The following is a 25878-nucleotide window of genomic DNA, read 5'->3' as shown; positions in this document are numbered from 1 at the left end:
TCTTAAGCATAAAATAAACACAACGACCGAGCTTATGGGCGAGCACTGAAAGTGCTTTGGCTTTGCTCATGCGTTTTTGTAATTTGTTTAAGTAGCACCGAGCTTTATCATTTCCACGTAAATAAAGTACAGCGGCTTCACTGAACGCCCATTTCAAGTGTCCATTTCCAATTTTATTGCCGCTGGTGCCATAGGTTTTGCCAGCAGATTCTGCTTTGCACTTAACTAGTCGACAATAAGATGCAAATTTTTGTACAGACTCGAAGCGGTTAATATCACCAATTTCATACAAAATAGTCATGGCTAGAATAAGACCAATACCTGGTATGGTACGCAGTTGTGCGTAATAGTTTGGTTGATGCTTTTTAGCTTTACTCTCTAAATAATATTCAAGTTTTTTAAGCTCTTCTGCGTAGGCATCGAGGATGGCTAGATCAAAGTTAACATTGCGTTGGACGGCTTGGTCGTCAAAATGCGTTTGGAATTCTTGTCGAACACATTTGTTTTTCATGTGTAATTCGAGTGGCGGGTAGTTGTACTGGCTATTTGTGTTAACTATATGCGCTTTCAGTTGTGCGCCATGCTGAACCAGTCGCGTTCGTCTGCGAAGTAAATCGCGTGTTGAACGCATATTAGCAGGATAATTGTAAGCCAGCGGGAAGTTGCCACCACGCAATAGACTAGCGATTTTATAAGAGTCAATCTTATCGTTTTTGGCTTTACCACCGTGAATAGCTTTCATGTAAAGCGCATGACCAAGCACAAAATCAATATCATGTTCAGCACATAAATCACTCACCCAATACCAACAATGCATGCATTCAACACCGATAACGATATCTTCGAGATAGGGCGAAATCAGTCTAAGTAATTCATGTTTATCAGCTTTTATTTTCTGATGAACAACTTTATTACCACGCTCATCAATAATGCAAACGTATAAAATGCGTGCATGAAGGTCAATTCCACAATAATATTTATGAAAAGTAGTATAGAATTTCATTGAGCTTTCTCCTTTGGGTTTCGTCGCCTAGAAGTTTAGCTGTTCGCTAAACTTCGGGGAGAAGGTTCAATAAGTATCAAGGCCGTTAAACCATGGACACAAAACAGCAGGCTTGTGCTCCTTCGTCGCCAATTTTAGTCTGCTATTTTGTGCCGTTTACGGCAAGCGTTATATTCACAAGGAGTATTCAAATCTGTGTTTTGTTCAAACTGTGGTAATGAAATGGCTGTTGAACATATATTTTGTTCTTCGTGCGGCACAAAAAAAGAAGCTAGTGGTAACTCGATTTCTAGTGGTAAAAAAAGTGTAAATACAATTGGGTCAGAAATTATCGATAGCTCTATTCATATTGGCGATAATTACAATGACTCGAATAATATTGATCCGAATATCCTGAATATAAAGCGTCACTTAGTAAACCTACCCTGGTCATCAAATGGTAAAGTTGCTAACCGTTCCTCTATTTTAAAATTAGGAACTTGGGGAAGTCTTGCGAGCATTATTGGTTTTTTACTCCCATATTTCACTTCTCTGAGCTACATTCCTCTTTTATTCATAATTGGTTTAGGCATCTCTTTAACTTTTGTAATGCTCTCTTTTACTTTAAAAAGATTTAGGTTTACCCATTTTTGGGGTTTAAATAATTTGGAGGCGGGAACAAAAGATGGGATTTATCTTTCGAAAATCACATGTGATTGTCCATGGTGTCAATCGGAAATGAAATTATATATTGTGGGTCCTAAAAACTATAAAAAGCACACATTGCTTTGCCAAAGGAATCCGAGCCAACATCGTATATTATTTGACGCAACTGTTTTGCCCGATATTAACGAGTGAATATAACAATCGTATTAAGGATGGACGCAAAAAGCTTGGCTGCGCTCATTCTTCGCTATTATAGCCAAGCTTTATTGCGCCACTTATGCGGGCGTTGAGGCTGTAGAATTACTCTTTTCAGGTACTGGATTGTTGGTTTTGGATTGACTATTTCTTAACCTTGAATCGAGTTGGTTACTGTGATCTAATAGCTATTATTCACCCACGGTAATCTGTTATGGCCAACTATAAGCCAGACTTATCCCGCCAAAATAAATTCATTCCAATCAATTTCGCTGAGCAAATTTTGCCGGGAACCTTTGAATATGCGCTTTGTTATATTGTCGAAAATAAGCTTGACTTGTCGGGCTTTGACGCTTGGTATAACAACGACAAAACAGGCGCTGCGGCGTATCCGCCCGAGGTGATGTTAAAGGTTATTTTACTGGGCTATGCACATGGTTTAATCAGTAGTCGGCGAATTGCTAAAGCGTGTGAAACAAACATTTTATTTATGAGTGTGTCGGGTGATATTCAGCCGCATTACACATCAATAGCGGGTTTTGTGGCTAAAATGCACGAACAGATTGAACCGCTATTCACACAAGTGCTGATGATTTGTGACGAAGAAGGGTTGATAGGCCGCAACATGTTTGCCATTGATGGGTGCAAATTGAAGTCCAACGCAAGTAAAGAGTGGAGCGGTACATTCGATGAGCTAGGCCGTAAAAAAGCCAAATTAGAACGCGCAAGCAAACGCATAATTGAGCGCCATCAAGCGCAAGATGGCTTAAGTGAAGAGCTGGTCACTCAAGACTTAAAGCAAAAAGAAAAGCTAGATAAAAGTGCAGATAAAATCACCGCGTTCTTGGCTACTCACGAAGAGAAAACAGGCAGTAAAGGTAAGCCGGTTAAAAGTAATATTACCGACCCAGACAGCGCGAAAATGACCACGTCAAAAGGCACAATTCAAGGCTATAACGGGATAGCGATAAACGATGATAAACATCAAATTATACTACAAGCACAGGCATGGGGCTCGGTGGGCGAGCAACAAACACTGCAGCCAGCCGTTGAGCAATTAAAACGACAACTTGAAAAACTGAACAGTGATAAATTCTCTCACAAACAGGCCATTAAATTTACCGCAGACAGTGGATTTAATAGTGAAGCGAACCTTGAATTCATGGCGCAAAGTGGCTTTGATACTTACATAGCTGATAACCAATTTAGAAAACGCAACCCACTGTTTAAAGAGAGCGAAACCTACGAAACAGAGCAAGAAAAGCGCCGATTAAAACGCAGTAAAGGCAAGCCACGCTTATTTACCTCAGACGACTTCCATTATGATGAAGCAACACAAACCTGCCACTGCCCCGCAGGGAACGAGATGTGGCGAAGCGGTATCAATGTAAAAAGCTACAACCAAGAATACACGCGATTCTGTGGTTACTTAAAAGATTGCAAAGTATGCCCACTACAACAGCAGTGCATGCGAAAGCCACCGATAAAAACAGGCCGACAAGTACAGTTTAAGAGTGATGAATCACGCAAAAAAATCAGTTACATCGACAAAATGAAAGTAAAAATAGACAGCCCAATAGGACGACGACAATACAGCAAACGACTTGGATGTATCGAACCTGTATTCGGCAACATTACGGTGAATAAAGGGATGAATAAGCTCACATTACGCAGCCAAGTAAAAGTCAATGCTCAATGGCAGCTATACTGCCTTGTTCACAATATCGAAAAGTTACGAGAAAGGGTGTCGTAAGCTAAGAACAACCTGACCTAACAGCTCCGAAACGCCTCTCAAACCACAACAAACCAGCTTAAAAAAACGCCCTAAAATAACAACTCGCACCCAACTAAACGATTGAATCAAAATAGGAACTCAGTTATCGTTTGTTGATTACAAAAACAAATTTGAAACGAGTTATTCTACAGGCTCGTTAGCTGGCTCTCTAGTATCCGCGCTTTATCAAAAATTTATCTGTAAATAGGAGTTACAATGGCAAATGAAACACGAACACAATTTGTTAATCGAGTTATGGGCCTCTCATTTAAGTCAACTCAAGGTAAGTATTCGTATTGTAGTGACTCAAAAAAGCAGATTCTTTTTAGTCTGAATGTGGGAAATGGAGATGTAATTTTAAGCCCTTCATGGTCGAGAAATGGCTATTCACATTCTCTAAAGCATATAGATAAAGTGATCAATCAAGGATACGATCTTTTAGTTTTTGAGACCGAAACTACCAAGAATAAAAAAGGCGAAACATTAGCCAATGGATTTAACCCACTAATAGAAAAAAGAAAATTAGTGGTTGAAGGGGATACTTTTAAAGCTGTTCAAATAGAAATTACCCAAAGTAAAGAAACTACTGGAAGTGGCAGCCCTATTTTTGAGGGAGCAAAAAAAACGATTACTGTTAATGCATATGAGAGAGACCCTCAGGCACGTCAGGCTTGTTTGGATGAATTGGGGTATCTCTGTAAGATTTGTGAGTTTGACTTTGAAAAAACTTATGGTGAACGTGGCAAGGAGTTCATTCATGTTCATCACATAGTGCCATTATCAGAAATAAAAAGTGAATATGAAGTTGATCCCGTTAAAGATCTAATTCCCGTATGCCCCAATTGTCATGCAATGTTACACCGAAAAGGACATACAATTACACCTAACGAATTGAAATCTATTATATTTAACAAGCCCAGCTAATCGGGTGGCCGAGGGTATCTAGCCCTCAGCCCCCACAACACCCTGCATGCGGGTCCGCACAGGGCGTTTCATCTAACAGATTATCCGTTTGGGTAATGCACTTTTATCCATCCGTCTTAAGAAATCATTGATGACATATATGGACGCTCTGCTGCTGTCAAGTAATACTCATCCAACAAGGTTGTTTTAACAGCCTTGTTGCTTCTTTTATTTATCTCTCATTTACTATTTGTATGTATTGATAAACAGTCACTTTGAGTCACCCTAAATAAGGTGCTGCTCTGACATATATTCGGGCTTAACTGACTTTCAGCGCCCCTAATGAGTTTCGAACCTAGCCACCCAAAAAGTAGAATACACCCACGCGGCATTGAATGCCTTGTCTATAACGGGTCTAACTAGGTAGGTTTGACCTTTTGTTCATCGTTATGTTTACAGCAATGAGAATATGGCTATCAAGGGCTCATAAACACCCACTCGGGCTCGAGGCCCGGGCTCCTTGATAGCCATAATTTGAGTCATGATTGCGCCTCACTTTGTGTATATTGGGCTTTATAAGGTTCATTTCTTTGTAGCAATATCCACATTAAGCGAGCCAATCGGTGGGCCGTGGCTACCACCGCTTTATTTTTACCGCGACGTTCTACCAATGCGTTGATCCATTTGTTTAAATCATCCTGCTTTTTGTGCGCATGATTGACCACTGTACGGGCACCATGAATGAGTTGTTTTCTTAAGATAACGATCACCTCGTTTGGTGATCCCTTCCATCTTATTGGTTTCACCCGAAGCATATTGACGTGGTGTGATCCCAAGCCACACAGCCAACTCCTTTTTATTAGAAAATGCTTCTCCTTTATCTATTGTGGCACTCAATGCCGATGTGTTGATAATCCCAATTCCGGGGATGGATTGGATAATTTGAGCAGCTTGGCTCTGTTCATTAAACTGCTTAAATTGTGCCTCTACATTTTTAATATTGGCGTCTAACTTTTGCATTTCTTCATAAACGTCTCTGAGGAGTAGATTTAAAGCTCCATGTAAGTTACGGTTGAGCAGATCAGCAATGGTTGCACGAAAAGACTTTAAGCTCTTCTTGATGACGATGCCAAATTCAAGTAACAAACCACATGTTTGGTTGATGCAGGCAGTTCGATTATGTATGAGCCGTTCCCGATAGCGATGTAGTGCTAGGATTGCTTGTTGATGCTCTGTTTTTACAGGAACAAAGCGAATGTTAGGTCGAAGGCTCGCTTCATAAATCGCCATACAATCATTTTTATCGTTTTTATTGCCACGGACAAAAGGGGTAACATGTTGCGCAGGGATAAGCTGAACTTGGTGCCCAGCTTGTAAGCAGTACCGCCCCCAATAATGAGACGTTGAGCATGATCCCATAACAACATTACAAGCAGGTAATTGGGTTAATGTTTGCAAGAGCTTTGCTCTATCTAACCTTCTGGAAAAACATTTATTACCTTGCTTATCAAACGATAAAAGTTGGAATACATTTTTTGCTAGATCAATTGAAAGCGTGCTAACGTTATTCATGATGGACTCTCCTAATAACTGTGTTTGCAACTTTCAGTTTGGCGCATTGACGCCGATTTGGGAGCGTCCATCTCATCACCCACTATTAAATTTTTATATGCCTTATCATCTGGCGGTCATATTAAATAAAATGGAAAAAGGATATTTTGTGAAAAAAGCAGTATTACCATTTATTTTACTTTCAGTAGTTCTTTCTGGCTGTGCTACTCAACCACCAAAAGCAGAGGATATAAAACTTGCATCTAAAGACAGGTTGTACGATCAAAGTCTATATAAGCCTGACGACATTCGTACTATCCCTGTAAAAATCACTAGAGATGTTGGTTTTCATGGTTCTTTAGCAACTGTATTTCTAAAAATAGATGGAAACTATGTGGTTTGGCTGAATATGAGCGAAGAAATCACAATCTACTTAGCTCAAGGTGGCTATGTTTTTGAGCTTGTCCATTCACTATGCCCTAAAGAACAATTATGTAGTACGCTAACCGATGTCACGATTAAAAGTGGCTTTAATAACAATTTCCGAATTCATGTCGATGGCGGATTTTCTCTAATAAGGTCAAAAACGTAAATAGGCATATAACAAACTGCTCAACAGGGACGTCAAAACTCCGCGGCGATTTAGTTTTGTGCAAGTCCAAGTGTTCAACAAAATCGCCGCTATGTTTTGCTGCCCGTTAACAAGGGTGTTAGGGTAGCAAATGTAAACTGGAGTATATTTAGCATTACTATTTTTACTTTTTCTTTGAATGCGAAAAACATCAGCACTCATACCGTAAGTAGAGATGATGGCACTAATATATCTTATTACCTCCTTCGATCGCTCCCTCAGTCACAGAGTGATACGTTGCTGTTGATTCTTCAGGGATCTGATTGCAACAGCGTTCTAAAAATCGAAACAATATTTACAGATTATCAGAATGTGTGGCCAGAGGCAGACGTCCTCTTAATTGAAAAATACGGTATTGATAGCGCGCTGACCTATAGCGAAGATGCTGAACGTAAAGACTGTCCAGCACAATACATTCAAAACGACAGTCCGGATCAGCGTGTGACTGACGTTATGAAAGTTTTAGACTTTATACGGAAACAAAATAAATACTCTAATCTTGTTGTTTTAGGTGGTAGTGAAGGGGCAATTATAGCGAATTTAGTATCAGCGACAATTGACGGTATAACTGCAACAATCACTTTCAATGGAGGGGGGAGAAAGTTCATTGATGATGTCACACACAATATTTCTGCGAACGCCGCAAATAGTACAGAAGCGGAAGCAAGTATCATTGGTTTTAAAGAGTTTTCAATTCACATTCTTAACAACAAACCAGATAAGCTCGAAGTAAGTGGACATGGTTACAAGTGGTGGCAACAGATGCTATCTATTGATCAATTTGACGTTCTAAAAAAGGTGAACACACCTTTGCTTATTCTTCAAGGGGGTGGAGATTTATCTGTATCACCCGACAAAGTCGATGAAATGATCACTAACCTTAGAGAGATTAAAAAGCAAAACATTGAATACCGAAGATATGAAGCGCTCGATCATGGGTTCGCGAATATTAATGGCGAAAGCATGCGCGAAAAGATAGTAAGCGATATAAATAATTGGTTAAAGAGCAAGCTTGTAAACCCTAACAAATTAGTGCAGCCGACCGCTAACGCGTCGACTGATTGAGGAGTTAGCACTATATGAGGTTACGATGAAAGTGGTAAGGCAAGTAGAACCTAAAATTTATTATCAGGCAGAAGCATTTCATATTGCGGCAGACGTATTACATGAATCAGAGTTAATGAAATATCGCGGTGCGCCTTTTATAGTAAATGCTAGTTTCGCGCTTGAACTATATTTGAAATGTTTTGATGGAAAGACAGTTTTTAAAAAACCTTCTGTGTACTGCGAAGGGGTTGTTCAATACGAAAGAGTCATAGGCAACGTTAGCCAACAAGGTCATAACTTACAGAATTTGTTTGGTGGTTTACCTTGTGAGTACAAAGAGAAAATAGTGAGCAAGTTCGATGCTCTAGAGATGGGGTTATCTGCTGAAAGTTTCTTTGAAACAAATAGTAAACATTTCGTTTCATGGCGCTATGGTTTCGAAGGTAATAATGGTAGCTATGTAGCATCTGAAGTGTTGGCAATGCTTTCTGTGCTGCAAAGTGTTGGTCAAGAGTACTTATAGTGCTAACAAAGGACTTAATAGTTATCCGCAACACTTGGCATTTTGGCTTCGCTCAAGTATAGCCAAGCGTTACTCATACCTTAATGCGGCGTTAGCCCATAGGAATTTTTATGCGAAACTCACCTAATACAGCCGACGACCTAAAACATTTTTGTCCAAAAATAAGTTTATTTGACCGCCCGCTATTCGCTCTTTTCGGCCATTAATTAGTTACGGACGGTCAGATTTGGTTGAACTCATAACCTTAAACTGCCAGATCGTGTATGAGTTAGCGCACTGAGCCTGCCTCAGATCACTTCGTCGACGTGCTCAAATATTAAGCCAAATTAATGTAGTAGAGGCCGTAGCCCACGATAAATGCAGGCACTGCAGAGTAGATAGTGGCAAATAGTGCTGCCCTTGGTGCCAATGCTATCGCTGGAAATAACGCATCGCCATCGTTAGCAACGGCATTGGCTGCAAGGGCACTAAATGGCACGACGCCTTGCAGGTACAGCGTTGTAACAACAATTTGGGGTCCACAGCCAGGTAATAATCCGACAAGAATGGCCACCAGTGGTGCATACAGCGCATAGTCTTTAAACCAAACCGCGAGATCAAGCCCTAAATACGCAGTAGATAGCTCGTAAAGCAAAAAGCTTGCAACGACCCAAGCGGTCACAAAGTGTGTGTCCTGTAGTACTCTAGTGAGTTTTGACGGAGGGTCGCATTCACCTTCTTCACAGGTGATATCTTTATAGCTTACGCCTTTTGAATTAAGTGCCCACACACACACAGCAAAAAGACACAATGCTGCTCCAAGCCAAGCAATTTCTGTATCAAAAGGTGCTAAGTCGACGTTAAAAGCAATCGCGAGCGCAATTGCAAGGCTAGGCAGTAAGCATAGCTTCCACACCTTACGGCTTAAACTAAACGCACGGCTCGCGTGTAAGGTTTCTTCTTCGACCTCATTGATGGTCTGCGGGACACAAAAGTCGGGTTTATGAATTAAGTGCACACATAGCCCACTCACGATACCCACACCAACGCCCATCGCGATGATAGTAAGGCCTGTCAGGGGCTCTTTGGCGAGTAGCAAAAACGCTGCATCTCCCATCGTCGCAGTAAGCACTGCGACAACTGAAGCAAAGCTCGCTTGTTTTTTGGTAAATTGGGTGACCACGATAATCGCACCACCACAGCCAGGCAGCGCACCCAATATTGACGCCATGGCTATTTCGAGAATAGGGGATTTGGTACTCAGATAACTGAGATTAAGCTGTGGAATTCTGTCAACAAGAAAGTAGTACACGAGCAGGGTAGCAGCAACAAAAACGCTGACTTGAAAGAATGCATCACTCAGTGCGCTGACCACAATTGGTCTCGCCGTTTCAAATGCTAAAAGTACAATAATAACGAGGGGTAAAATTAGCCGTTTGTTGAACAATAAACTCACCTTAGCGCCATGTGCTGGTTGAGAGTATCGAAGTAGAGATGAAAACATAAAGTGCAACCCGTGTATTGTCTAAGTTGCACTTTAATTTTATTTTAAATGAAAATCAATATCATTTGTATTATTTTCTTTGAAACTCTGCGGTTGCTTTCCATTTCGGCCATGCATCTTGCTCAGAGACATCGTAGCCAACTTTAAAGAACAGCTGTAGATCCTGTATCGCGCCGCTTAAATCCCACTCTTCACGGTAGCGGTCACACGGCTGATGATAACAACCACGCAATACTAAGCCCATACGTTTACGGTAGGTTTCAGTCTCTTCGTCTCGTGCTTCGGTTCCACCACCGGCGTACATGGCAGGCACACCCATGTTCGCAAATGCGAAGTGATCAGAGCGATAGTAACCACCAGCGGCAGGACGTGGATCCCCTGAAACGACGCGGTCTTGCGCTTTTGCTGCGGTTTCCAGCATTTCATCAAGCTCAGATTTACCAATACCGACTACGCTGATGTCTTTTACTTTACCCAATAAATTTAGGCTATCCATATTGATGTTAGCAACGGTTCTCTCTGCTGGAATAACAGGGTTTGCAGCATAAAATTTTGAGCCTAATAGACCTTGCTCTTCAGCCGTCACAGCCAAAAACGTAATTGAACGGCTAGGGCGAGTTGGCAGTTTAGTAAAGGCTTCAGCTACCTCAATCATACCGCCTGTACCGCTAGCATTATCATGCGCGCCGTTATAGATCTGATCGCCTTTACGGTTTGGATCGGTACCTAAATGATCCCAGTGTGCTGAGTAGATGATGTGCTCGTCAGACTTATTACTACCTGGTAGGGTGGCGATAAAGTTATACGAAGTTGATTTTTTGATGGTGTTTTTGACGGTAACTGACGCGCTTAGGTTGCCCATATCAACGTGGTATGCGCCAGCTGCTGCCTTTTTCTTTGCGGTGTCAAAATCAAGTCCAGCCTTTTGAAACAGCTCTTTAGCAACGTCTACTGTTACCCAGCCTTCAACCGCAACGCGGTCCATATTGTTATTTTCTTTTTGGAAGCCAAACTGTGGGCCACTCCAAGAATTTTCTACTACGCTCCAAGGATAAGAAGCCGGCGCTGTTTCATGAATAATGATCGCACCTGCTGCGCCTTGGCGTGAAGCTTCTTCGTATTTGTACGTCCAACGACCATAATAGGTCATAGCTTCACCGGTAAATTTACCCGAATCAGGATTAGCAAAACCTGGATCGTTCACTAGCATCACCACTGTCTTGCCTTTCACGTCTAGGCCTTCGTAGTCATTCCAGTCGTACTCTGGAGCATTTACGCCATAGCCAACAAAAACCAGCTCTGAATCTTTGATTGACTCGAGTTCGCTGATACGGGCCGAGCCCATCACCATGTCTTTTTTATATTCGTAGTTTTTGCCACCGATTGTTAACGTCATATTAGGATCGGCTTCAAGCGAAACAAGCGGCACTTCTTGTAAGAAGCTGTTGCCATTACCTGGCTGATAGCCAAGCGCTTTGAAATGTTTGGTTAAATAGGCAAGCGTTAGCTCTTCACCTTTTGTTGACGGAGCACGGCCGCCAAATTCGTCAGAGGCAAGGGTTTTAATATGGGCTCTGAGTTGAGCATCGTTAATACTATTGTATGCAGTATCGATGTCTTGGGGGCTATTGCTAGTGCTAACACAGCCCGCCAGCACCGCCATAGATAAAGCGCTGAGCGTCAGTTTAAGTTTCATAATTGCCTTTCTTTTACTTGTTAGGAACCCATAAGTAGTAACATAAAATGCGTAAAAGTTCGAGCGGGACAAGACGGCTAGAGGAGATAGAAATTAATGAAAATCCGTAGCTGGTATAAAGCACAGCACAATTTTTAATAATTACCTTACTTTTAGCATGCGATGTAGCCTGTTACGCTCATTTACAATTGGCTTTTGCCAAGTATCAGGCGCTTCAGTAAAATAGTCGGCTAATTGCATGATAAGTATCTCAATCAAATGAAAAAGTTTACAGCGCCTGAGGCGTGGCAGGTTGCATGTTTACATGCTGAACCATTTTCCCATTTAAATCAGCTTTTTGACTTAAAAAGCCAACAAGACTGGCCAAGCCCCCAGTGGCTGTCTTCGCACGTAAACAGCATTAGCTTGCAACAGTATGATACCCGCTTTGTGGCCGATGAAACGATAGACTTTGGCGATAAATACTATGAAGAGATTATCTTTGAAACCCATCAGGTACCGACGCGTAGTCAAAACTGGCACGACTTATTTGGTGCGTTGATTTGGTGTTTATTCCCAAAAACAAAAGCTTTGTTAAATGCCCTACATATCGAAGAAATAGCACAGTTTGGTTTAAAGCAGCGAAGTAAAAAGCGCAATGCGTTAACACTTTTTGATGAGTGTGGTTTGGTGTTGGCAATCGATGATGATAAATGGCGTGATGCCTTTAAATCACACCAATGGCAGAATGTATTTTACGATAATCGCTCAGAATGGCAGCAAAACCTAAAGCCTTTTGTATTTGGCCACGCAAACTACGAGATGCTAACCAATCCCTTTATTGGGCTAACGGGAAAACTGGTGTGTATCAATGTTGATGCTGCATTTTGGCAACTTTCACTAAGCGAACAATATCGTTGGTTAGATGATAAATTGGTCGCACTGATCAATGATGGGCTGCTTGAAGACAATACCAAAATGTCACCCATTCCGCTGCTTGGGATCCCAAACTGGCATGAGCCACAAGATTTAGAATTTTATCAAAATACGGACTATTTCAGGCCGAAAAGAAGGAAATAGCATGATAGCTATCAATGGATTAAAAAAACGCTTCGCCCTGACTCGCGAACACAAAAAGAAAAAGAGTCAGACGGATCCTCGCGAGCGTGATGGTTTTTTTCACAGTGTAGAAGAGGTTAACCTGCACTGTGGGCAAGGTGAAGTACTTGGATTGCTCGGCCCCAATGGGGCGGGAAAAACCACCACTTTGCGTATGCTCTCAACTGCGCTGACGCCGGATGCCGGCACTATCTTAGTGGATGGCCAGGATATTGTGAAAAAGCCAGTTGTTGCACGCAAAGCCATCGGTTTTCTGTCAGGGTCAACAGGGTTATATGGGCGTCTTACCGCCAAAGAAAATGTTGAATATTTTGCACGACTTCATGGTTTAAAAGGAAAAGCATTAAAAGCGAAATGTGATGAGCTGTTTCAGCGCTTAGAGATGGAGACCTTTTTAGATAAAAGGGCTGAACACCTATCGACCGGTATGAAACAAAAGACCAATATAGCAAGGGCGGTGGTACATAGCCCTAAAGTCGTGGTACTAGATGAGCCTACGACTGGCCTTGATATTATGACCACACAAACAGTTATCTCTTTTATTCGCGACCTCAAAGCACGTGGTACACCCGTTATATTTTCTACCCATCACTTAGATGAAGTCGCGTTATTGTGCGATAGGGTGTCTGTTATCGATAAAGGGATCACCTGTTTTGATGGCAGTTTGGCTGAGTTTAAAGCAAAGGGGCAAAGTGAAGAGCTAAATCAGGCATTTTTAAATTTGTTAACGGGAGCACAGCATGTTTGAGGTATTTTTAAAAGAAATTAGAGAGCTGCTGCGCGACCGCAAAACACTGTTTTTTGTGATTGCACTACCGATGTTGGTATTTCCCGTGATTATGGCGTTAGTGGGCTTTATGGCTTCACAAGCCGCCATGGAAGCAAAGCAAGAAGTCCATACGTATTACATCGTAAATGAAGCTTATGCTGAAAAGTTCTCTGAGCAGGTTTTTTATCATAAAAGTTTTAAGAAATATGCTGGTGAGCTTAAGCTTGATAGCGTCGAAGCGCTGAGTGATGCGGTACGAAGTGGCGTGATCGATGTTGGGGTTTTTATTCCATCCGATCCGGTTGAAAATCTAGAGTCTGGCGTAAAAAGTGAATGGAAAATCGTGTTTAACGATGCGCAATCTATCAACTTTATTTATGACCGTTTGTCTAAACTTGCTAAGAAGTTTTCTGATGAACTCAGAGCGGATAAGTTAACCTCACTGGGATTGTCGCAAGCGGAGCAAGCGGCAGTACTCCAACCCATATCGATTACTAAAGTGGATACTGCTGACAAACGCGAAAATTTAGGCGAGAAGTTAGGTGCGTTTATCCCTTACATGTTAATTCCGTTGGTATTGATGGGGGCGAGCTATCCAGCTATTGATTTAGGCGCTGGAGAGAAAGAGCGTGGCACTTTAGAGACGCTGTTATTAACACCAATCTCACGCACGGAGCTGGTGTTAGGTAAATTTTTAACCGTATTGAGCAGTTCAATATTCTGTGCGCTTATCACGGTCTCCAGTATGGCGCTGTGGATAGGGATTGCCAGTAGCTTTGTCGAACTAGATGTTATTAAAAACGCCTTCTCGTCGGTTGCATTATTAGACTTTGTCTTGATTTTTGCGTTGTTGCTTCCTGTTGCTGTGATGCTTTCGTCGCTAACACTTGCCATCTCAATTTACGCCAGAACCTTTAAAGAAGCACAAAACTACATGGGACCACTTAGCATGGGGATCTTCATTCCCATTGTGATGTCTTTAATGCCAAATATGGAGTTAACCGCAAAAACCGCATTGATCCCAATTACCAATGTCGCATTAGCGATTAAAGAAATCATCAAAGGCACGGTTGATTATGGATACGTCGCATTAATTTTTGGCGCTTCTGCTGTTTTAGCAGCGGGGTTACTCGTGTGCTGCGTTAAATGGTTTAATAAAGAAACCGTATTGTTTAGGTAAAGTTTCAGCTAGGCGTGAGTCATTGAGAGTTATGGCGTTTTTCTGTACGATAAACGCCTTATTCAGTGCTTAACTTTTTGTAATTTAGCCTGCTGTTTATTTGGATAGCTTGCGGAAGTCGTAGGTTTCAATTTTAGTCACTCAAGGAATGTAGGATGACATCAACCACGGTACTTAAGTCAGTCAGTGGATCAGTTACTAAAGGCATTGCCATTTTATTCTTGTTATCGTCGGTTTTTCACTTAGTCGGGTCAAGCTTTTTGGAAGCTCTGATCTACTTAGTGATTTCTTTGTTACTATTGTCATACCGTAATCGTTTAATGTTTGACCCTGCACAAAAGCAGTTTGTTATCACTAAACAACTATCGTTATTGAATGTAAGTGTTTGGCGAATAGACGAGTGTGTGATACCGCTTTCAACTGTGACTGATGTATCTTCGGGTGGTAACAAGCAACTCAATTATATTGGTATAAGTTATCTATCAGAAAGTGAGGAGCCTGCGGTCTATTCATTTTCGTGTTTACGGCAAGCTGATAAACTCACCGCGCTTTTGTCTGCATCAGCTCTTGACCATAACGTTCAACCAACGGCGGGCGCGGATGTAGATAGAAGATCAGCTACGAGCTCAACTTCCACTAGCCTTGCAAGATTATTTCCTTTATTTATGAATAGCAATCGCGATATTGAAGCGCGATTCTCCGTGTTACGATGTGCACTACCGACGCCTAAGCATAAGCTGCATATTGTTTGGATGGTGGTAGGGGCTTTTGCTCTAATGACCTGCTTTATTCTTTACTCGTCACAAAATTACATAGCTGGTTTGGTATTTTTGGTGCTCACGTATTTGAGCTATTGGTTGACGTCTTTACTCATCAGTAATAAACACTATTTTGTTTACCAATCGCCCTGTAACCAAATTAAGGTTGAGGAAAATAGTTTGCTGCTACCTGCGTTACTGTTTACAGATAAACAAGCACGTGAGGTAAAAAAGGATGAAGTTAACGATATTAAGGTACACTGGAATACGTTTACAGTCAGCGACTTGGATAGGTTAACCGCGTCGACTCGTCGTAATCATATTGTTGATTTGGTCTTTGATACTGAGTATGGCGCAACGGTTTCACTTTCTGGCATGAGCGTAGAAGCCGAACCACTCTTACTTGCGTTAACGCATTGGCAATATCCTTTGTCTATTGAGCGTACGGATAAAGCGGTGTTCCCAATGGTGAGGCATTTTCAATATGGCATTCTAGTGTTTATTATCGGTATTATTGTCTGGGCAATGACCACATTTGTGATATAACACACCTGACAAAAGCGGAGATTGTTTTCATAAAACGTCTTTTTAAGTGATAAAGCTTGTGTAATTCCCCATTTTGGGCAACAAGTATTGTTAACCAACGGCGATTGTTTATTTCGAATATAACTTCGCTATACATAAGTGAAAGCATATGAAGAAAAATCAGGATTGTCCTCAAGCGCTGTTTGAGGATATGTCGCGAAAGGAAGCGATACTAAAAGAGTTTAATTCGCTGAGGCCTAATAATAAGCGACGATTCTACCAGATCATCGGTATGCTAACGGCAGTCGTATTTTTAATTTATCGCTATCCGGAAATTATTGAACAACCCGTTTTATACATCTTTTTGATTTTAATGATGAGCTTAAGCGCAGAGGCACACGTGCAAAACAAGCGTATCAATAAACGCATCGATTTACTGCATAAGCTATTAAAAGAAGAGTGACCGAAAGAACTAAAGCCGCTAATTAAGCGGCTTCAACATTATCGGTTTTAACATTGTCAATTTCAACTACGTTGAGGACAGATTGTACATCTGACCAATGCAGCAATTCGATACGACCTTCTTGGTTTTCAACCAATGCCGTGCAGTTTTCTATCCAATCACCATCGTTGCAGTACACAATACCATCTACGACACGGATCTCTGGTTGGTGGATATGCCCGCAGATAATACCGTCGACACCTTGTTTCTTCGCTTCATGAATTGCTGCATTCTCGAATGCGGCAATGGCCTCTCTGGCTTTATGCACGCGTTTTTTCAGCCAAGATGCAAGCGACCAATAATGACCGCCATATAAGCGCCGTACACGATTGGTCCAGCGATTTAAGAAGAGTAGAAAATCATAAGCGGCATCCCCAATGATACTGATCAATTTGTTGTATCTTGTTGCCGAGTCAAAATCATCACCGTGTAGTAATAAAAACCGCTTACCTGCGGAAGTGGTATGAATAAAGGTTTTATGCACTTCGACTTTAAAAAGCGTTTGCCCAACATAGTTTCTGAAGGTTTCGTCGTGATTACCCGGTATGTAGATAACGCGTGTACCAGATCCCGCTTTTTTTTGTATGCATTCTAATACCTGATAGTGGGATGGATCCCAAAAAAACTGGCGTTTCATTGACCATAGATCAACGATATCACCAACCAGATAGAGTACATCACATTCAGTTTTGTTGAGAAAATCTAGCAAGAACTTCGCTTTACAGTCCTTGTAGCCCAAGTGTACGTCTGAGATCCAAATACTCGGATAGTATGTTGTTTTCATGGCTTGGCTCTTTAGCGTAATAATGACAATGCTAAGAGGCAAAGATGACAGTGGCGGGGCAGTTAGGAGAAGCTAATATGACAAAAGAGCATACATCTGTATGCTCTTTTATTATACAATTTACGTAGGCTTATTTGCTTTTAATTGCATTAACGATTGTTTCAACCGCAGATCCAATATCCAGCATTAGTTTTTCGCCAGTTTGACGATTTTTCAGCTCAACCTTATTTTCATCAAGGTTACGCTCGCCAATCACTAGGGTGTATGGAATACCGATAAGTTCCATATCGTTAAACATAACCCCCGGACGCTCTTTACGGTCGTCGAATAACACATCAATTCCCGCATTTTGTAGATCTGCATAGAACTTTTCTGCGATCTCTGGGATACGGTGAGACTTATGCATATTCATTGGCACGATTGCCAACTCAAATGGCGCAATAGCAACAGGCCATTTGATACCGTAATCATCGTTATTTTGCTCGATTGCTGCGGCAACGATACGAGAAACGCCAATACCATAACAACCCATGGTTAATGTTTGGTTTTTCCCTTCTTCGCCAAGTACACCAGCTTTCATTGCTTCAGAGTACTTAGTACCAAGCTGGAACACGTGACCTACTTCGATACCACGTTTGATAAGGATTTTACCTTTACCACAAGGGCTTGGATCGCCTTCAACCACGTTACGGATATCTTCAACAGTATAAGCGCTTACGTCTCTGTCCCAGTTGATCCCACTGTAGTGAACACCATCTTTGTTTGCACCAGCAACAAAATCAGCCATGATAGCTGCGCTGCGATCGACAATAACAGGCATTGAAAGACCAACAGGCCCCAAAGAGCCTGGTTTTGCACCAATAGTGTTAACAATGTCTTCTTCGCTCGCCATCTCGAGCGGTGAATCCACTAGTGCTAATTTTTCAGCTTTCAGCTCATTTAAGTCATGATCGCCACGAACGATAAGCGCGACAAGGCCGCGTTTACCATCTTCGTCTGGTGCACCATACACGATGAGTGTTTTCACACCACGGTGTGGTTTAACGCCATGTTTTGCTTTTAGTTCAGCGATGGTGAAAGCTTCTGGTGTGTCAAACGTATTAAGCTCTTTACTTGGCGCTGGGCGAGCTTCAGTTGGCGCAAGCGCTTCTGCCTTTTCAATGTTTGCAGCGTAGTCACTTTCATCACTGAATGCGATTGCATCTTCACCAGACTCTGCAAGTACATGGAACTCATGCGATAGGTTGCCGCCAATTGAACCACTGTCAGCAATAACAGGACGGTAGTCAACGCCTAAACGATCAAAAATGTTGCAGTAAGCTTGGAACATCTTGTGATACGTTTTTTCAAGACACTCATCAGTCATGTGGAATGAATAGGCATCTTTCATGGTGAATTCACGCGCGCGCATCACACCAAAACGTGGACGAACTTCGTCACGTACTTTCGTACTGACTTGATAAAGTGTGATCGGCAGTTGCTTATAGCTGTTGATTTCGCGACGTACAAGATCAGTGATCACTTCTTCATGCGTTGGACCAAGTGCAAATGGACGGCCATGACGGTCATTAATACGAAGTAGTTCAGGACCAAACTGTTCCCAACGGCCTGACTCTTCCCATAGCTCTGCAGGCTGGATCACTGGCATTAGCAGCTCAATCGCTCCCGCTTTGTCCATTTCTTCACGGACAATTCGCTCTACTTTGCGGAAAACTTTTAGGCCTGATGGTAGCCAAGTATAAAGACCTGAAGCCAATTTACGGATCATACCCGCTCTAAGCATTAGCTGGTGGCTTACCACCTCTGCATCAGACGGCGTCTCTTTTAGAGTCGCTAATATATATTCACTCGTACGCATTATTATTCCAGTATAAGTTACTTATTGTTCTCTTATTGGCGGCTATTCTAGCAGTGCAGTAGCCGCTTAAAAAGCTTTAATACCTAAACATCTTCATAATTTATAAGTTTATTGACAAGCCGCTGAATTTGCTATTTTGCTAACGAAATTTCAGTGACATGGTTATGCTCACCATCTACTGTCCAGCGGATATTAAAATCATACAAACTCATACCATAGTCCTGCTGTGATGTGCGTTTCTTTTTATAAGCTGGACGAGGATCTTGCTTCAGTACATTGGTAATGAATTGCTGAAGTTCAGGATAGTTTTTTTGTTTTTCAATAAAAACAATAGCCTCGTCTGAGAAACTAACAGACATTTGCGTTTCTGGCCGAGTATCAGCAAAGCCTGCTGTGGCATCCACCAAGGCATCTGAATAGGGGAGATACGGCTTTATATCAATGATTGGTGTACCGTCCAATAAATCTACACCGGAGAGCAACAGATCCAGCTGACCATTTTTATATTCTACGCCCTCAAGCTTTACTGCACTCATGCCAATCCCGTTGGGTCGAAAAGTCGCTCTAGTCGCAAACACGCCTTTACGTTCATTGCCACCGAGTCTCGGAGGGCGTACAAGCGCAGAGTAGCCCTTATCAGCGGTTTCATGAAAACGAAACAACAACCAAATATGCGTGAACGCTTCAATACCACGAACAAATTCTTCGCGATTGAATTCACCAACAAATCTAAGCTTGGCTTTTGCCTCTGGGACAAGCCTTGGTTGTCTCGGGATAGCGAACTTCTGTTTATAAGGAGATTGGATAAAGCCGATGGGCTCGATAGTGATTTGTTCCACTATGGTCTCTGTTTTAATTAAGATGAGCGAAGTTTACTATTGATCCTGACTTTCACAAAATCCTGCTCGTAATTAGCCCTGTAATGTCATGTAATTCATTTATTCAGATTTTTCGCATAACCTTGTAAATAATGGAATATTGATGGAAGTCGCAACATGAATCGGTATACTTTTTCGCCCCAAAATAGCTTACGTTCGAGTTTACGCACAGATAACGAACACATTATTGGTACTAGAGCATACGAATACAAGCAATTGGTCGAAGACATAAAACCAATTCAAGGCTTACGAGAAAAATTACAAGCATTTAATCGCCTGAAACGAGATGAGTGTAAATAATGGAGTTTCATAGAAAGGTTGACCAAAGCTGTCAAGAAGCACTCTGCAAATCTTCTCCTCTAAAGCCTATTTTGATCCGCGCGATATCGGAGCGCAGAGCATCGTTGCAAGCAATAATTAATGATTTAACCGAAGGGGCGGTAAGTCCAACTAAAATGGATGTACTGCTCAGTCAAGAAGCGGAAAAAGTAAGCTTACAATTATTAAAAGAAGGCAACTTAAGCAAACGCGACGCGCTCGCTGCAAGTGAAAAAGCCATATTTACATTAGCAAGAAATTTGCTTTAGCGCAGCTTAACTAGCCAGCCAATATTCCCAAATGATTTTGTATCTTGAGTTCTAGTTTTCATAGGCTCTACAGCCAATACATTATCTAGCTCCCATTAAAGTGCAGGACCAGCAAGGCACGCGTTTTTCACAGGACGTACGGATCTTATCAGAGTCAAAATCCTAAAAATAAGGTCCCTATTTCAGGAGCAATGTTGGTAATATAAAGTCTGTGCTATATTTTAGCTGCTATCAATAACGGACAATTTGATATGGAAAATTTTATTAAATCTACTTTAATGACCTCAGTTCTATTCGCTTCACTCACAACAGACGCATTTGCGCAAAGCGAGCCAAACTTACATTTATCTACAATCGTAAATGCATCGGCTGTTGAAAGAGTTGCTCCTCAGTATCCACGTAATGTTGCGTTAGTCGGCGGTGAAGGCTGGGTTACGCTGAGCTATATCATCAATGAGGATGGTTCGGTGGCGTCTCCGATAGTGGAGGATTCATCTGGACAGAAAGGCTTCGAACGCGCTGCACTGCGAGCAATCAAACGTTGGCAATATTCTCCAGCAACAAAAGATGGTAAACCGATTAAGCAGTGCAAAAATAGTGTGATGTTTTCATTCAATATGTCAGATGCGGAAGAAGGGGCATCTCGAGGTTTTGTGAGAAGTTATCGCAACATCAATAACCTCCTTGACGAAAGTAAACTAGAAGAAGCTAAAGAACATATTGATAAACTGGCAAAAAAAGGTCGTTGGAATCGATATGAAGAAGCGTTTTTTAACTTAGTAAAAGCGCGATACTTTCAACTAACAGCTGAACCTAGACAAGAACTTGAGGCGCATAAAGGGATCATCTGGCACGGCAAGGATATCGTTAAACCTGAACTCTACTCCAACGCACTTATCAATGCAATTAAGCTCCAAACCCAGCTGCAGGAATATAAAGGAGCGCTGAAAAACCATAAAAAACTAATGGAATTAGATGGACAAGACACTTACAAGTCGGCAGTTCAACCTGTCATAGATGAAATCGTTGCTTTAATAGCAGATAAGAGCAAGATGCTTGTTATAGCCGCTGAAATCAAAAATGATGATGTCTGGACGCACGCATTGGTCAGACCAAATTTCGCTATCACTGAGGTTTCAGGCGCACTTCATACCCTTGAAGTAAGATGTGATAACCAGTTTTCACAATTTAAATTTGCTGAAAATATGCAGTGGAATATACCGAAAAGTTGGGGTGAGTGTAATGTCTTGGTTTTTGGTGAGCCGAATAGCTCCTTTAAACTGATAGAAGTTCAATCGTAGCTGAACTTCTACACTTCAATTTTTGTTATCAGACTTTTATGTTATTTACTATCGGACAAGGTTTCTTCTAATAGCGATTCAGTCTGGATCGCTATTTCCTTCATTTTCACCGCATAGGCTTCTAATTTTTTCTCCTCTTCGGTTTTCGCTTTAAACTGCGGAATTTGAATTGGATACCCAGCCTGGTCCATAGCGATAAAGCTGATAATACAGTGATTGGTTTCGACAAGTCGCTGCGTTTTTGGATCGCCACAGCGCACCTGAATAAAAATCTGCATGCTGGTGTTCCCGGTATGGGCAATGCGCGCGGAAACTTCAACAATCTGACCCACAAGAATTGGGCGGTGGAAGCGCATGCCCGCTACTGAAACGGTAACGCAGTAGCTACCGCTCCAACCCGCGGCGCAAGCATATCCAGCTTGATCAATCCATTTCATGACCATACCACCGTGTACTTTACCGCCAAAGTTGACGTCGGTGGGCTCTGCTAAAAATCGAAAGGTGACGGATTGTTGTGGCATAGGCTCAGCTCTATTTTTAAAAATATACGCTAAGTATAGGAAAGAAAGGGGCATTTCGCCCCCGCAATTTAGGATTTATGGTATTACATGTTTGGATAGTTTGGACCACCGGCACCCTCTGGTGTGACCCAGGTTATATTTTGGCTCGGATCTTTAATATCGCAGGTTTTGCAATGAATACAGTTTTGCGAATTGATGACAAACTGCTTTTCACCTTGCTCGTTTTCGTTTACTTCATACACGCCTGCGGGGCAGTAGCGCTGTGCAGGCTCATCAAACTTAGCTAAATTGACTTTGATTGGTATATCAGAATCTTTTAACTGTAAATGACATGGTTGCACTTCTTCATGATTGGTATTCGATAAAAATACGGAAGAAAGTTTGTCAAAACTTAATTTACCATCCGGCTTTGGGTAACTTATAGTTTGCGATTCAGATGCAAGCTTAAGCTGTGCGTGATCCTGATGTTCGTCCTTAATAGTAAATGGTAGCGAACCTGAGAAAATGTTTTGGTCAATCATATTGTAGGCACCACCCATAATACGACCTAACTTATGCATTGCTGGACCAAAGTTACGAGATTGATAAAGCTCATCATAAAGCCAACTTGCCTTAAATTTGTCGGCAAAGCTTACCAAGTCTGACGGAGCGCTCTCTTGGCCGAGTGCCTCAATGATGGCATCGGCTGCAAGCATACCGGACTTCATTGCTGTATGGTTGCCTTTAATTTTGGCAAAGTTGAGGGTACCTGCGTCACAGCCAATCAATAAACCACCTGGGAAATGCATTTTAGGTAGGCTGTGGAAGCCACCTTTGGCGATTGCGCGAGCACCATAGGCAATGCGCTCACCACCTTCAAGTACACTTGCAAAGGTGTGGTGATGCTTCATACGCTGAAATTCATCAAATGGGCTTAGGTGTGGATTAGTGTAATTTAAGTCGATGATTAACCCGACCACGACTTGATTGTTCTCAGCATGATACATAAATGAACCGCCATGGGTATCATTGTCGAGCGGCCAACCTGTGCCGTGTACAACAAGACCTTCTTTATGCTTGCTTGGGTCTACTTGCCAAATTTCCTTAAAGCCGATCCCATAGTGTTGAGGGGAAGCGTCTTTATCCAGTTTAAACTCAGCTATAAGTTGTTTGCCTAAGTGGCCACGGCAACCTTCAGCAAATACGGTATATTTCGCTCTAAGCTCCATTCCAGGCATATAGCTGTCTTTAGGCTGGCCATCTCTATCTAGGCCCATATCACCGGTAATAATACCTTTAACTTGTTGCTCTTCAACAATTAGAGAGTGGGCGCTAAAGCCTGGGAAAATTTCAACGCCAAGTTGCTCTGCTTGTTCAGCGAGCCAACGGCAAACATTCCCCATCGAAACAATATAGTTGCCGTCATTTTTAAATGTTTTTGGTACCACTAAATGAGGCAGTTTGGTGGCATTGGTTTCATTTTTGAATAAATAAATGTCGTCACCCGTCACTTTCGTTGTTACGGGAGCGCCCTTTGCAGCCCAATCAGGGATAAGTTCGTCTAGTGCTTTGGTTTCAAATACTGCACCCGACAAGATATGTGCACCTACTTCTGAGCCTTTTTCGACTACACAGATCATTAATTCTTGTTGTTTTTCTTGAGCCTGTTGAGCGAGTCGGATAGCGCAAGACAGACCCGCAGGACCTGCACCAACTATCACAACATCAAACTCCATGGTTTCACGTTCGACCATTATTAACCTCACACTATTTGACGGTAGATTAACTAAAGAGAGGCTTTAGTTTGATTTTCGTTAAACTAAGGTTATTTGAGGTTGACGTTTACGTCAACAGGAAGTAGTCTGAAACCAATAAAATAATTTGTTGACGTAGACGTCAGCTTAGAGAATAACCAGATGATGGAGTAACCATGAAAGTACTTGTGCCAATCAAACGCGTGATTGATTACAACGTAAAGGCAAGAGTCAAATCTGACAACAGTGATGTTGATTTGAGCAATGTTAAAATGGCGATCAACCCATTTTGTGAAATCGCAGTAGAAGAGGCGGTTCGTTTAAAAGAAGCTGGCACCGCAACGGAAGTTATTGCCGTATCAATTGGCGATAAAGCTTGCCAAGAGCAATTGAGAACGGCGCTTGCACTGGGTGCAGATAAAGCGATCCACATTGAAACAGACGCAAAGCTTGAATCTCTACACATTGCAAAACTGCTGGCTAAGGTAGTGGAACAAGAAACTCCAGAGCTGGTCATTCTAGGTAAACAGTCTATCGATTCTGATAATAACCAAACGGGACAAATGCTAGCGGCGTTAACTAAACGTGCTCAGGGCACTTTTGCCTCTAAAGTTGTAGTTGAAGGCGATAAAGTGCAAGTGACGCGTGAAGTTGATGGCGGTTTGCAAACGGTATCGCTATCACTTCCAGCTGTCGTGACAACAGACTTGCGTTTAAATGAACCTCGTTATGCTTCATTGCCAAATATCATGAAAGCTAAGCGTAAACCACTAGACGTAATCGCTGCGGATTCGTTAGGCGTTGATTTAGCTCCTCGTATTGAATTGGTGAAAGTTGAAGAGCCAGCTAAGCGCTCTGGTGGCGTGATGGTTGAGAGCATTGAAGAGTTAGTAAACAAGTTAAAAACAGAAGCAAAGGTGATCTCATGAGCGTATTAGTTATTGCTGAGCATGAAAATGGTGTATTGAAACCTGAAACCGCTAAGGTGGTTGCTGCTGCAACAAAAATAGCTAGCGACATTACCGTATTAGTTGCAGGTCACAACATTGCTGAGGCTGCCAATCACTCTGCACAGATCGCTGGCGTACAAAAGGTGGTTGCTGTTGACGATGCTTCATTCGAACATCAATTGGCAGAAAACACATCTGAGCTAGTTGTTGAATTAGCAAGTGACTTTTCACACATTTTGTTTTCAGCGTCTACCACAGGTAAAAATATCGCGCCACGTGTCGCGGCGTTACTCGACAAATCACAGATCTCAGAAATTATCGATGTGATTGATGCAGACACCTTTAAGCGTCCAGTTTATGCGGGTAATGCAATTGCGACTGTAAAATCATTAGACTCACAAAAAGTTATCACTGTGCGTGGATCAGCATTTGATGCCGTAGAGACTCAAGCAGCATGTGACATTGAGGATCGCTCGCAAAGTATTGCCTCTCAAGTGAGTGAGTTTGTGAGCATTGAACAAACTGAATCTGAGCGCCCTGAATTAACTGCCGCACCGGTTGTTATTTCAGGTGGCCGTGGTATGCAAAACGGTGAAAACTTTGCCTTGCTAAATGGTATTGCTGACAAACTAGGGGCCGCAATTGGTGCATCGCGTGCTGCAGTTGACGCGGGCTTTGTGCCTAACGATATGCAGGTGGGCCAAACCGGTAAGATTGTGGCGCCTAACTTATATATTGCAGTTGGGATCAGCGGCGCTATTCAACATCTTGCAGGTATGAAAGATTCTAAGGTCATTGTCGCTATCAACAAAGACCCAGAAGCGCCTATTTTCCAAGTGGCTGATTATGGCCTTGTTGCGGACCTATTTGATGCGTTACCAGAGCTTGAACAGGCACTGTAACGCTTCTTTTTGTAGCTAGCCTACATCAAGAAAAATAATTCTGGTTGTTAAAGCCGTTGTACCTATGGTCGCGGCTTTTTT

At 42.0% G+C, this 25878-nt stretch carries 24 protein-coding genes and 1 pseudogene; 16 read left to right on the top strand and 9 right to left on the bottom strand.

Annotated features, from left to right (window positions below):
- Nucleotides 1–1003 (bottom strand): IS110 family transposase (locus EXT47_RS09080; RefSeq protein ID WP_130126391.1); only part of this gene is annotated, 1003 nt, incomplete at its 3' end.
- Between the two features lie 222 nt (nt 1004–1225).
- Between EXT47_RS09080 and EXT47_RS09075 the strand changes: the two genes are divergently transcribed.
- The 3 genes from EXT47_RS09075 to EXT47_RS09065 all read left to right on the top strand — a co-directional run bounded on the left by EXT47_RS09075 (nt 1226) and on the right by EXT47_RS09065 (nt 4541).
- Nucleotides 1226–1840, top strand: a complete 615-nt coding sequence (locus EXT47_RS09075; protein ID WP_130126390.1) for a hypothetical protein — start codon at nt 1226–1228, stop codon at nt 1838–1840.
- Between the two features lie 217 nt (nt 1841–2057).
- A complete protein-coding gene (locus EXT47_RS09070) occupies nt 2058–3596 on the top strand; it encodes a transposase (protein ID WP_130126388.1) in 1539 nt (512 codons plus the stop codon).
- A gap of 237 nt (nt 3597–3833) precedes the next feature.
- A complete protein-coding gene (locus tag EXT47_RS09065) occupies nt 3834–4541 on the top strand; it encodes an HNH endonuclease (RefSeq protein ID WP_130126387.1) in 708 nt (235 codons plus the stop codon).
- A gap of 518 nt (nt 4542–5059) precedes the next feature.
- Here the strand turns inward: EXT47_RS09065 and EXT47_RS09060 are convergent.
- A pseudogene (locus EXT47_RS09060) lies at nt 5060–6092 on the bottom strand (IS110 family transposase).
- Here EXT47_RS09060 and EXT47_RS09055 point away from each other — a divergent pair.
- From EXT47_RS09055 to EXT47_RS09045, 3 genes are all read left to right on the top strand, one after another.
- Nucleotides 6091–6663, top strand: a complete 573-nt coding sequence (locus tag EXT47_RS09055; RefSeq protein ID WP_205991257.1) for a hypothetical protein — start codon at nt 6091–6093, stop codon at nt 6661–6663. The pseudogene EXT47_RS09060 and the gene EXT47_RS09055 sit on opposite strands and share 2 nt — an antisense overlap.
- A gap of 276 nt (nt 6664–6939) precedes the next feature.
- A complete protein-coding gene (locus EXT47_RS09050; protein WP_205991256.1) occupies nt 6940–7767 on the top strand; it encodes a S9 family peptidase in 828 nt (275 codons plus the stop codon).
- Nucleotides 7768–7792: 25 nt separating this feature from the next.
- The gene (locus tag EXT47_RS09045) at nt 7793–8272 is read left to right on the top strand and encodes a hypothetical protein (protein ID WP_010604690.1); all 480 of its coding nucleotides are present in this window, start codon (nt 7793–7795) and stop codon (nt 8270–8272) included.
- 316 nt (nt 8273–8588) lie between these two features.
- On the opposite strand, the gene EXT47_RS09040 is transcribed toward EXT47_RS09045, so the two are convergent.
- Together EXT47_RS09040 and EXT47_RS09035 are read right to left on the bottom strand one after the other, a co-directional pair.
- A complete protein-coding gene (locus EXT47_RS09040) occupies nt 8589–9755 on the bottom strand; it encodes a putative manganese transporter (protein WP_052258305.1) in 1167 nt (388 codons plus the stop codon).
- A gap of 70 nt (nt 9756–9825) precedes the next feature.
- Entirely contained in the window at nt 9826–11451 is a 1626-nt protein-coding gene (locus EXT47_RS09035; RefSeq protein WP_130126385.1) for a M28 family metallopeptidase, read from the bottom strand.
- Between the two features lie 258 nt (nt 11452–11709).
- On the opposite strand from EXT47_RS09035, the gene EXT47_RS09030 reads away from it, so the two are divergent.
- The 5 genes from EXT47_RS09030 to EXT47_RS09010 all read left to right on the top strand — a co-directional run bounded on the left by EXT47_RS09030 (nt 11710) and on the right by EXT47_RS09010 (nt 16244).
- Nucleotides 11710–12510, top strand: coding sequence for a DUF3025 domain-containing protein (locus EXT47_RS09030; RefSeq protein WP_130126383.1), 801 nt, complete (start codon nt 11710–11712; stop codon nt 12508–12510).
- Between the two features lies 1 nt (nt 12511).
- A complete protein-coding gene (locus EXT47_RS09025) occupies nt 12512–13297 on the top strand; it encodes an ATP-binding cassette domain-containing protein (protein ID WP_010604694.1) in 786 nt (261 codons plus the stop codon).
- On the top strand, nt 13290–14498 hold the full coding sequence (locus EXT47_RS09020) for an ABC transporter permease (protein ID WP_130126381.1): 1209 nt from the start codon (nt 13290–13292) through the stop codon (nt 14496–14498). The genes EXT47_RS09025 and EXT47_RS09020 overlap by 8 nt, the downstream gene beginning before the upstream one ends.
- Nucleotides 14499–14653: 155 nt before the next feature.
- Nucleotides 14654–15802 (top strand): hypothetical protein, encoded by a 1149-nt coding sequence (locus tag EXT47_RS09015; RefSeq protein ID WP_039495976.1) that lies wholly within the window; start codon nt 14654–14656, stop codon nt 15800–15802.
- A gap of 148 nt (nt 15803–15950) precedes the next feature.
- A complete protein-coding gene (locus EXT47_RS09010) occupies nt 15951–16244 on the top strand; it encodes a hypothetical protein (protein WP_039495974.1) in 294 nt (97 codons plus the stop codon).
- Between the two features lie 22 nt (nt 16245–16266).
- On the opposite strand, the gene EXT47_RS09005 is transcribed toward EXT47_RS09010, so the two are convergent.
- From EXT47_RS09005 to tsaA, 3 genes are all read right to left on the bottom strand, one after another.
- Nucleotides 16267–17067 carry a UDP-2,3-diacylglucosamine diphosphatase gene (locus tag EXT47_RS09005; protein ID WP_010604698.1) on the bottom strand — a complete coding sequence of 267 codons (801 nt, stop codon included), beginning with the start codon at nt 17065–17067 and terminating at the stop codon, nt 16267–16269.
- A gap of 130 nt (nt 17068–17197) precedes the next feature.
- Nucleotides 17198–18925, bottom strand: coding sequence for a proline--tRNA ligase (locus EXT47_RS09000; protein WP_130126379.1), 1728 nt, complete (start codon nt 18923–18925; stop codon nt 17198–17200).
- Nucleotides 18926–19056: 131 nt separating this feature from the next.
- A complete protein-coding gene (gene tsaA / locus EXT47_RS08995; protein WP_039495969.1) occupies nt 19057–19764 on the bottom strand; it encodes a tRNA (N6-threonylcarbamoyladenosine(37)-N6)-methyltransferase TrmO in 708 nt (235 codons plus the stop codon).
- Nucleotides 19765–19920: 156 nt separating this feature from the next.
- On the opposite strand from tsaA, the gene EXT47_RS08990 reads away from it, so the two are divergent.
- From EXT47_RS08990 to EXT47_RS08980, 3 genes are all read left to right on the top strand, one after another.
- Nucleotides 19921–20103, top strand: coding sequence for a hypothetical protein (locus EXT47_RS08990; RefSeq protein WP_039495968.1), 183 nt, complete (start codon nt 19921–19923; stop codon nt 20101–20103).
- Complete coding sequence (locus tag EXT47_RS08985; RefSeq protein ID WP_039495966.1) at nt 20103–20390, top strand: hypothetical protein; 288 nt, start codon at nt 20103–20105, stop codon at nt 20388–20390. The genes EXT47_RS08990 and EXT47_RS08985 overlap by 1 nt, the downstream gene beginning before the upstream one ends.
- Before the next feature lie 251 nt (nt 20391–20641).
- Nucleotides 20642–21691 (top strand): energy transducer TonB, encoded by a 1050-nt coding sequence (locus EXT47_RS08980; protein ID WP_039495965.1) that lies wholly within the window; start codon nt 20642–20644, stop codon nt 21689–21691.
- Between the two features lie 41 nt (nt 21692–21732).
- Here EXT47_RS08980 and EXT47_RS08975 read toward each other — a convergent pair whose 3' ends face one another.
- Together EXT47_RS08975 and EXT47_RS08970 are read right to left on the bottom strand one after the other, a co-directional pair.
- Entirely contained in the window at nt 21733–22212 is a 480-nt protein-coding gene (locus EXT47_RS08975) for an acyl-CoA thioesterase (RefSeq protein WP_010372647.1), read from the bottom strand.
- Between the two features lie 83 nt (nt 22213–22295).
- Nucleotides 22296–23945: an electron transfer flavoprotein-ubiquinone oxidoreductase gene (locus EXT47_RS08970; protein WP_130126377.1), complete on the bottom strand. Its 1650-nt coding sequence runs from the start codon at nt 23943–23945 to the stop codon at nt 22296–22298.
- 176 nt (nt 23946–24121) lie between these two features.
- Here EXT47_RS08970 and EXT47_RS08965 point away from each other — a divergent pair, with 176 nt between their 5' ends.
- Both EXT47_RS08965 and EXT47_RS08960 read left to right on the top strand, forming a co-directional pair.
- Nucleotides 24122–24874, top strand: coding sequence for an electron transfer flavoprotein subunit beta/FixA family protein (locus EXT47_RS08965; protein ID WP_039495960.1), 753 nt, complete (start codon nt 24122–24124; stop codon nt 24872–24874).
- Nucleotides 24871–25797, top strand: a complete 927-nt coding sequence (locus EXT47_RS08960; protein WP_039495958.1) for an electron transfer flavoprotein subunit alpha/FixB family protein — start codon at nt 24871–24873, stop codon at nt 25795–25797. The genes EXT47_RS08965 and EXT47_RS08960 overlap by 4 nt, the downstream gene beginning before the upstream one ends.
- The last annotated feature ends 81 nt before the right edge of the window (nt 25798–25878 follow it).

Source organism: Pseudoalteromonas sp. CO342X (assembly GCF_004208915.1).
GTDB classification, from domain to species: Bacteria; Pseudomonadota; Gammaproteobacteria; order Enterobacterales; family Alteromonadaceae; genus Pseudoalteromonas; species Pseudoalteromonas maricaloris.
The sequence above is the reverse complement of the archived record's forward strand: the minus strand, read 5'-3'. Positions and strand labels throughout refer to the sequence as shown.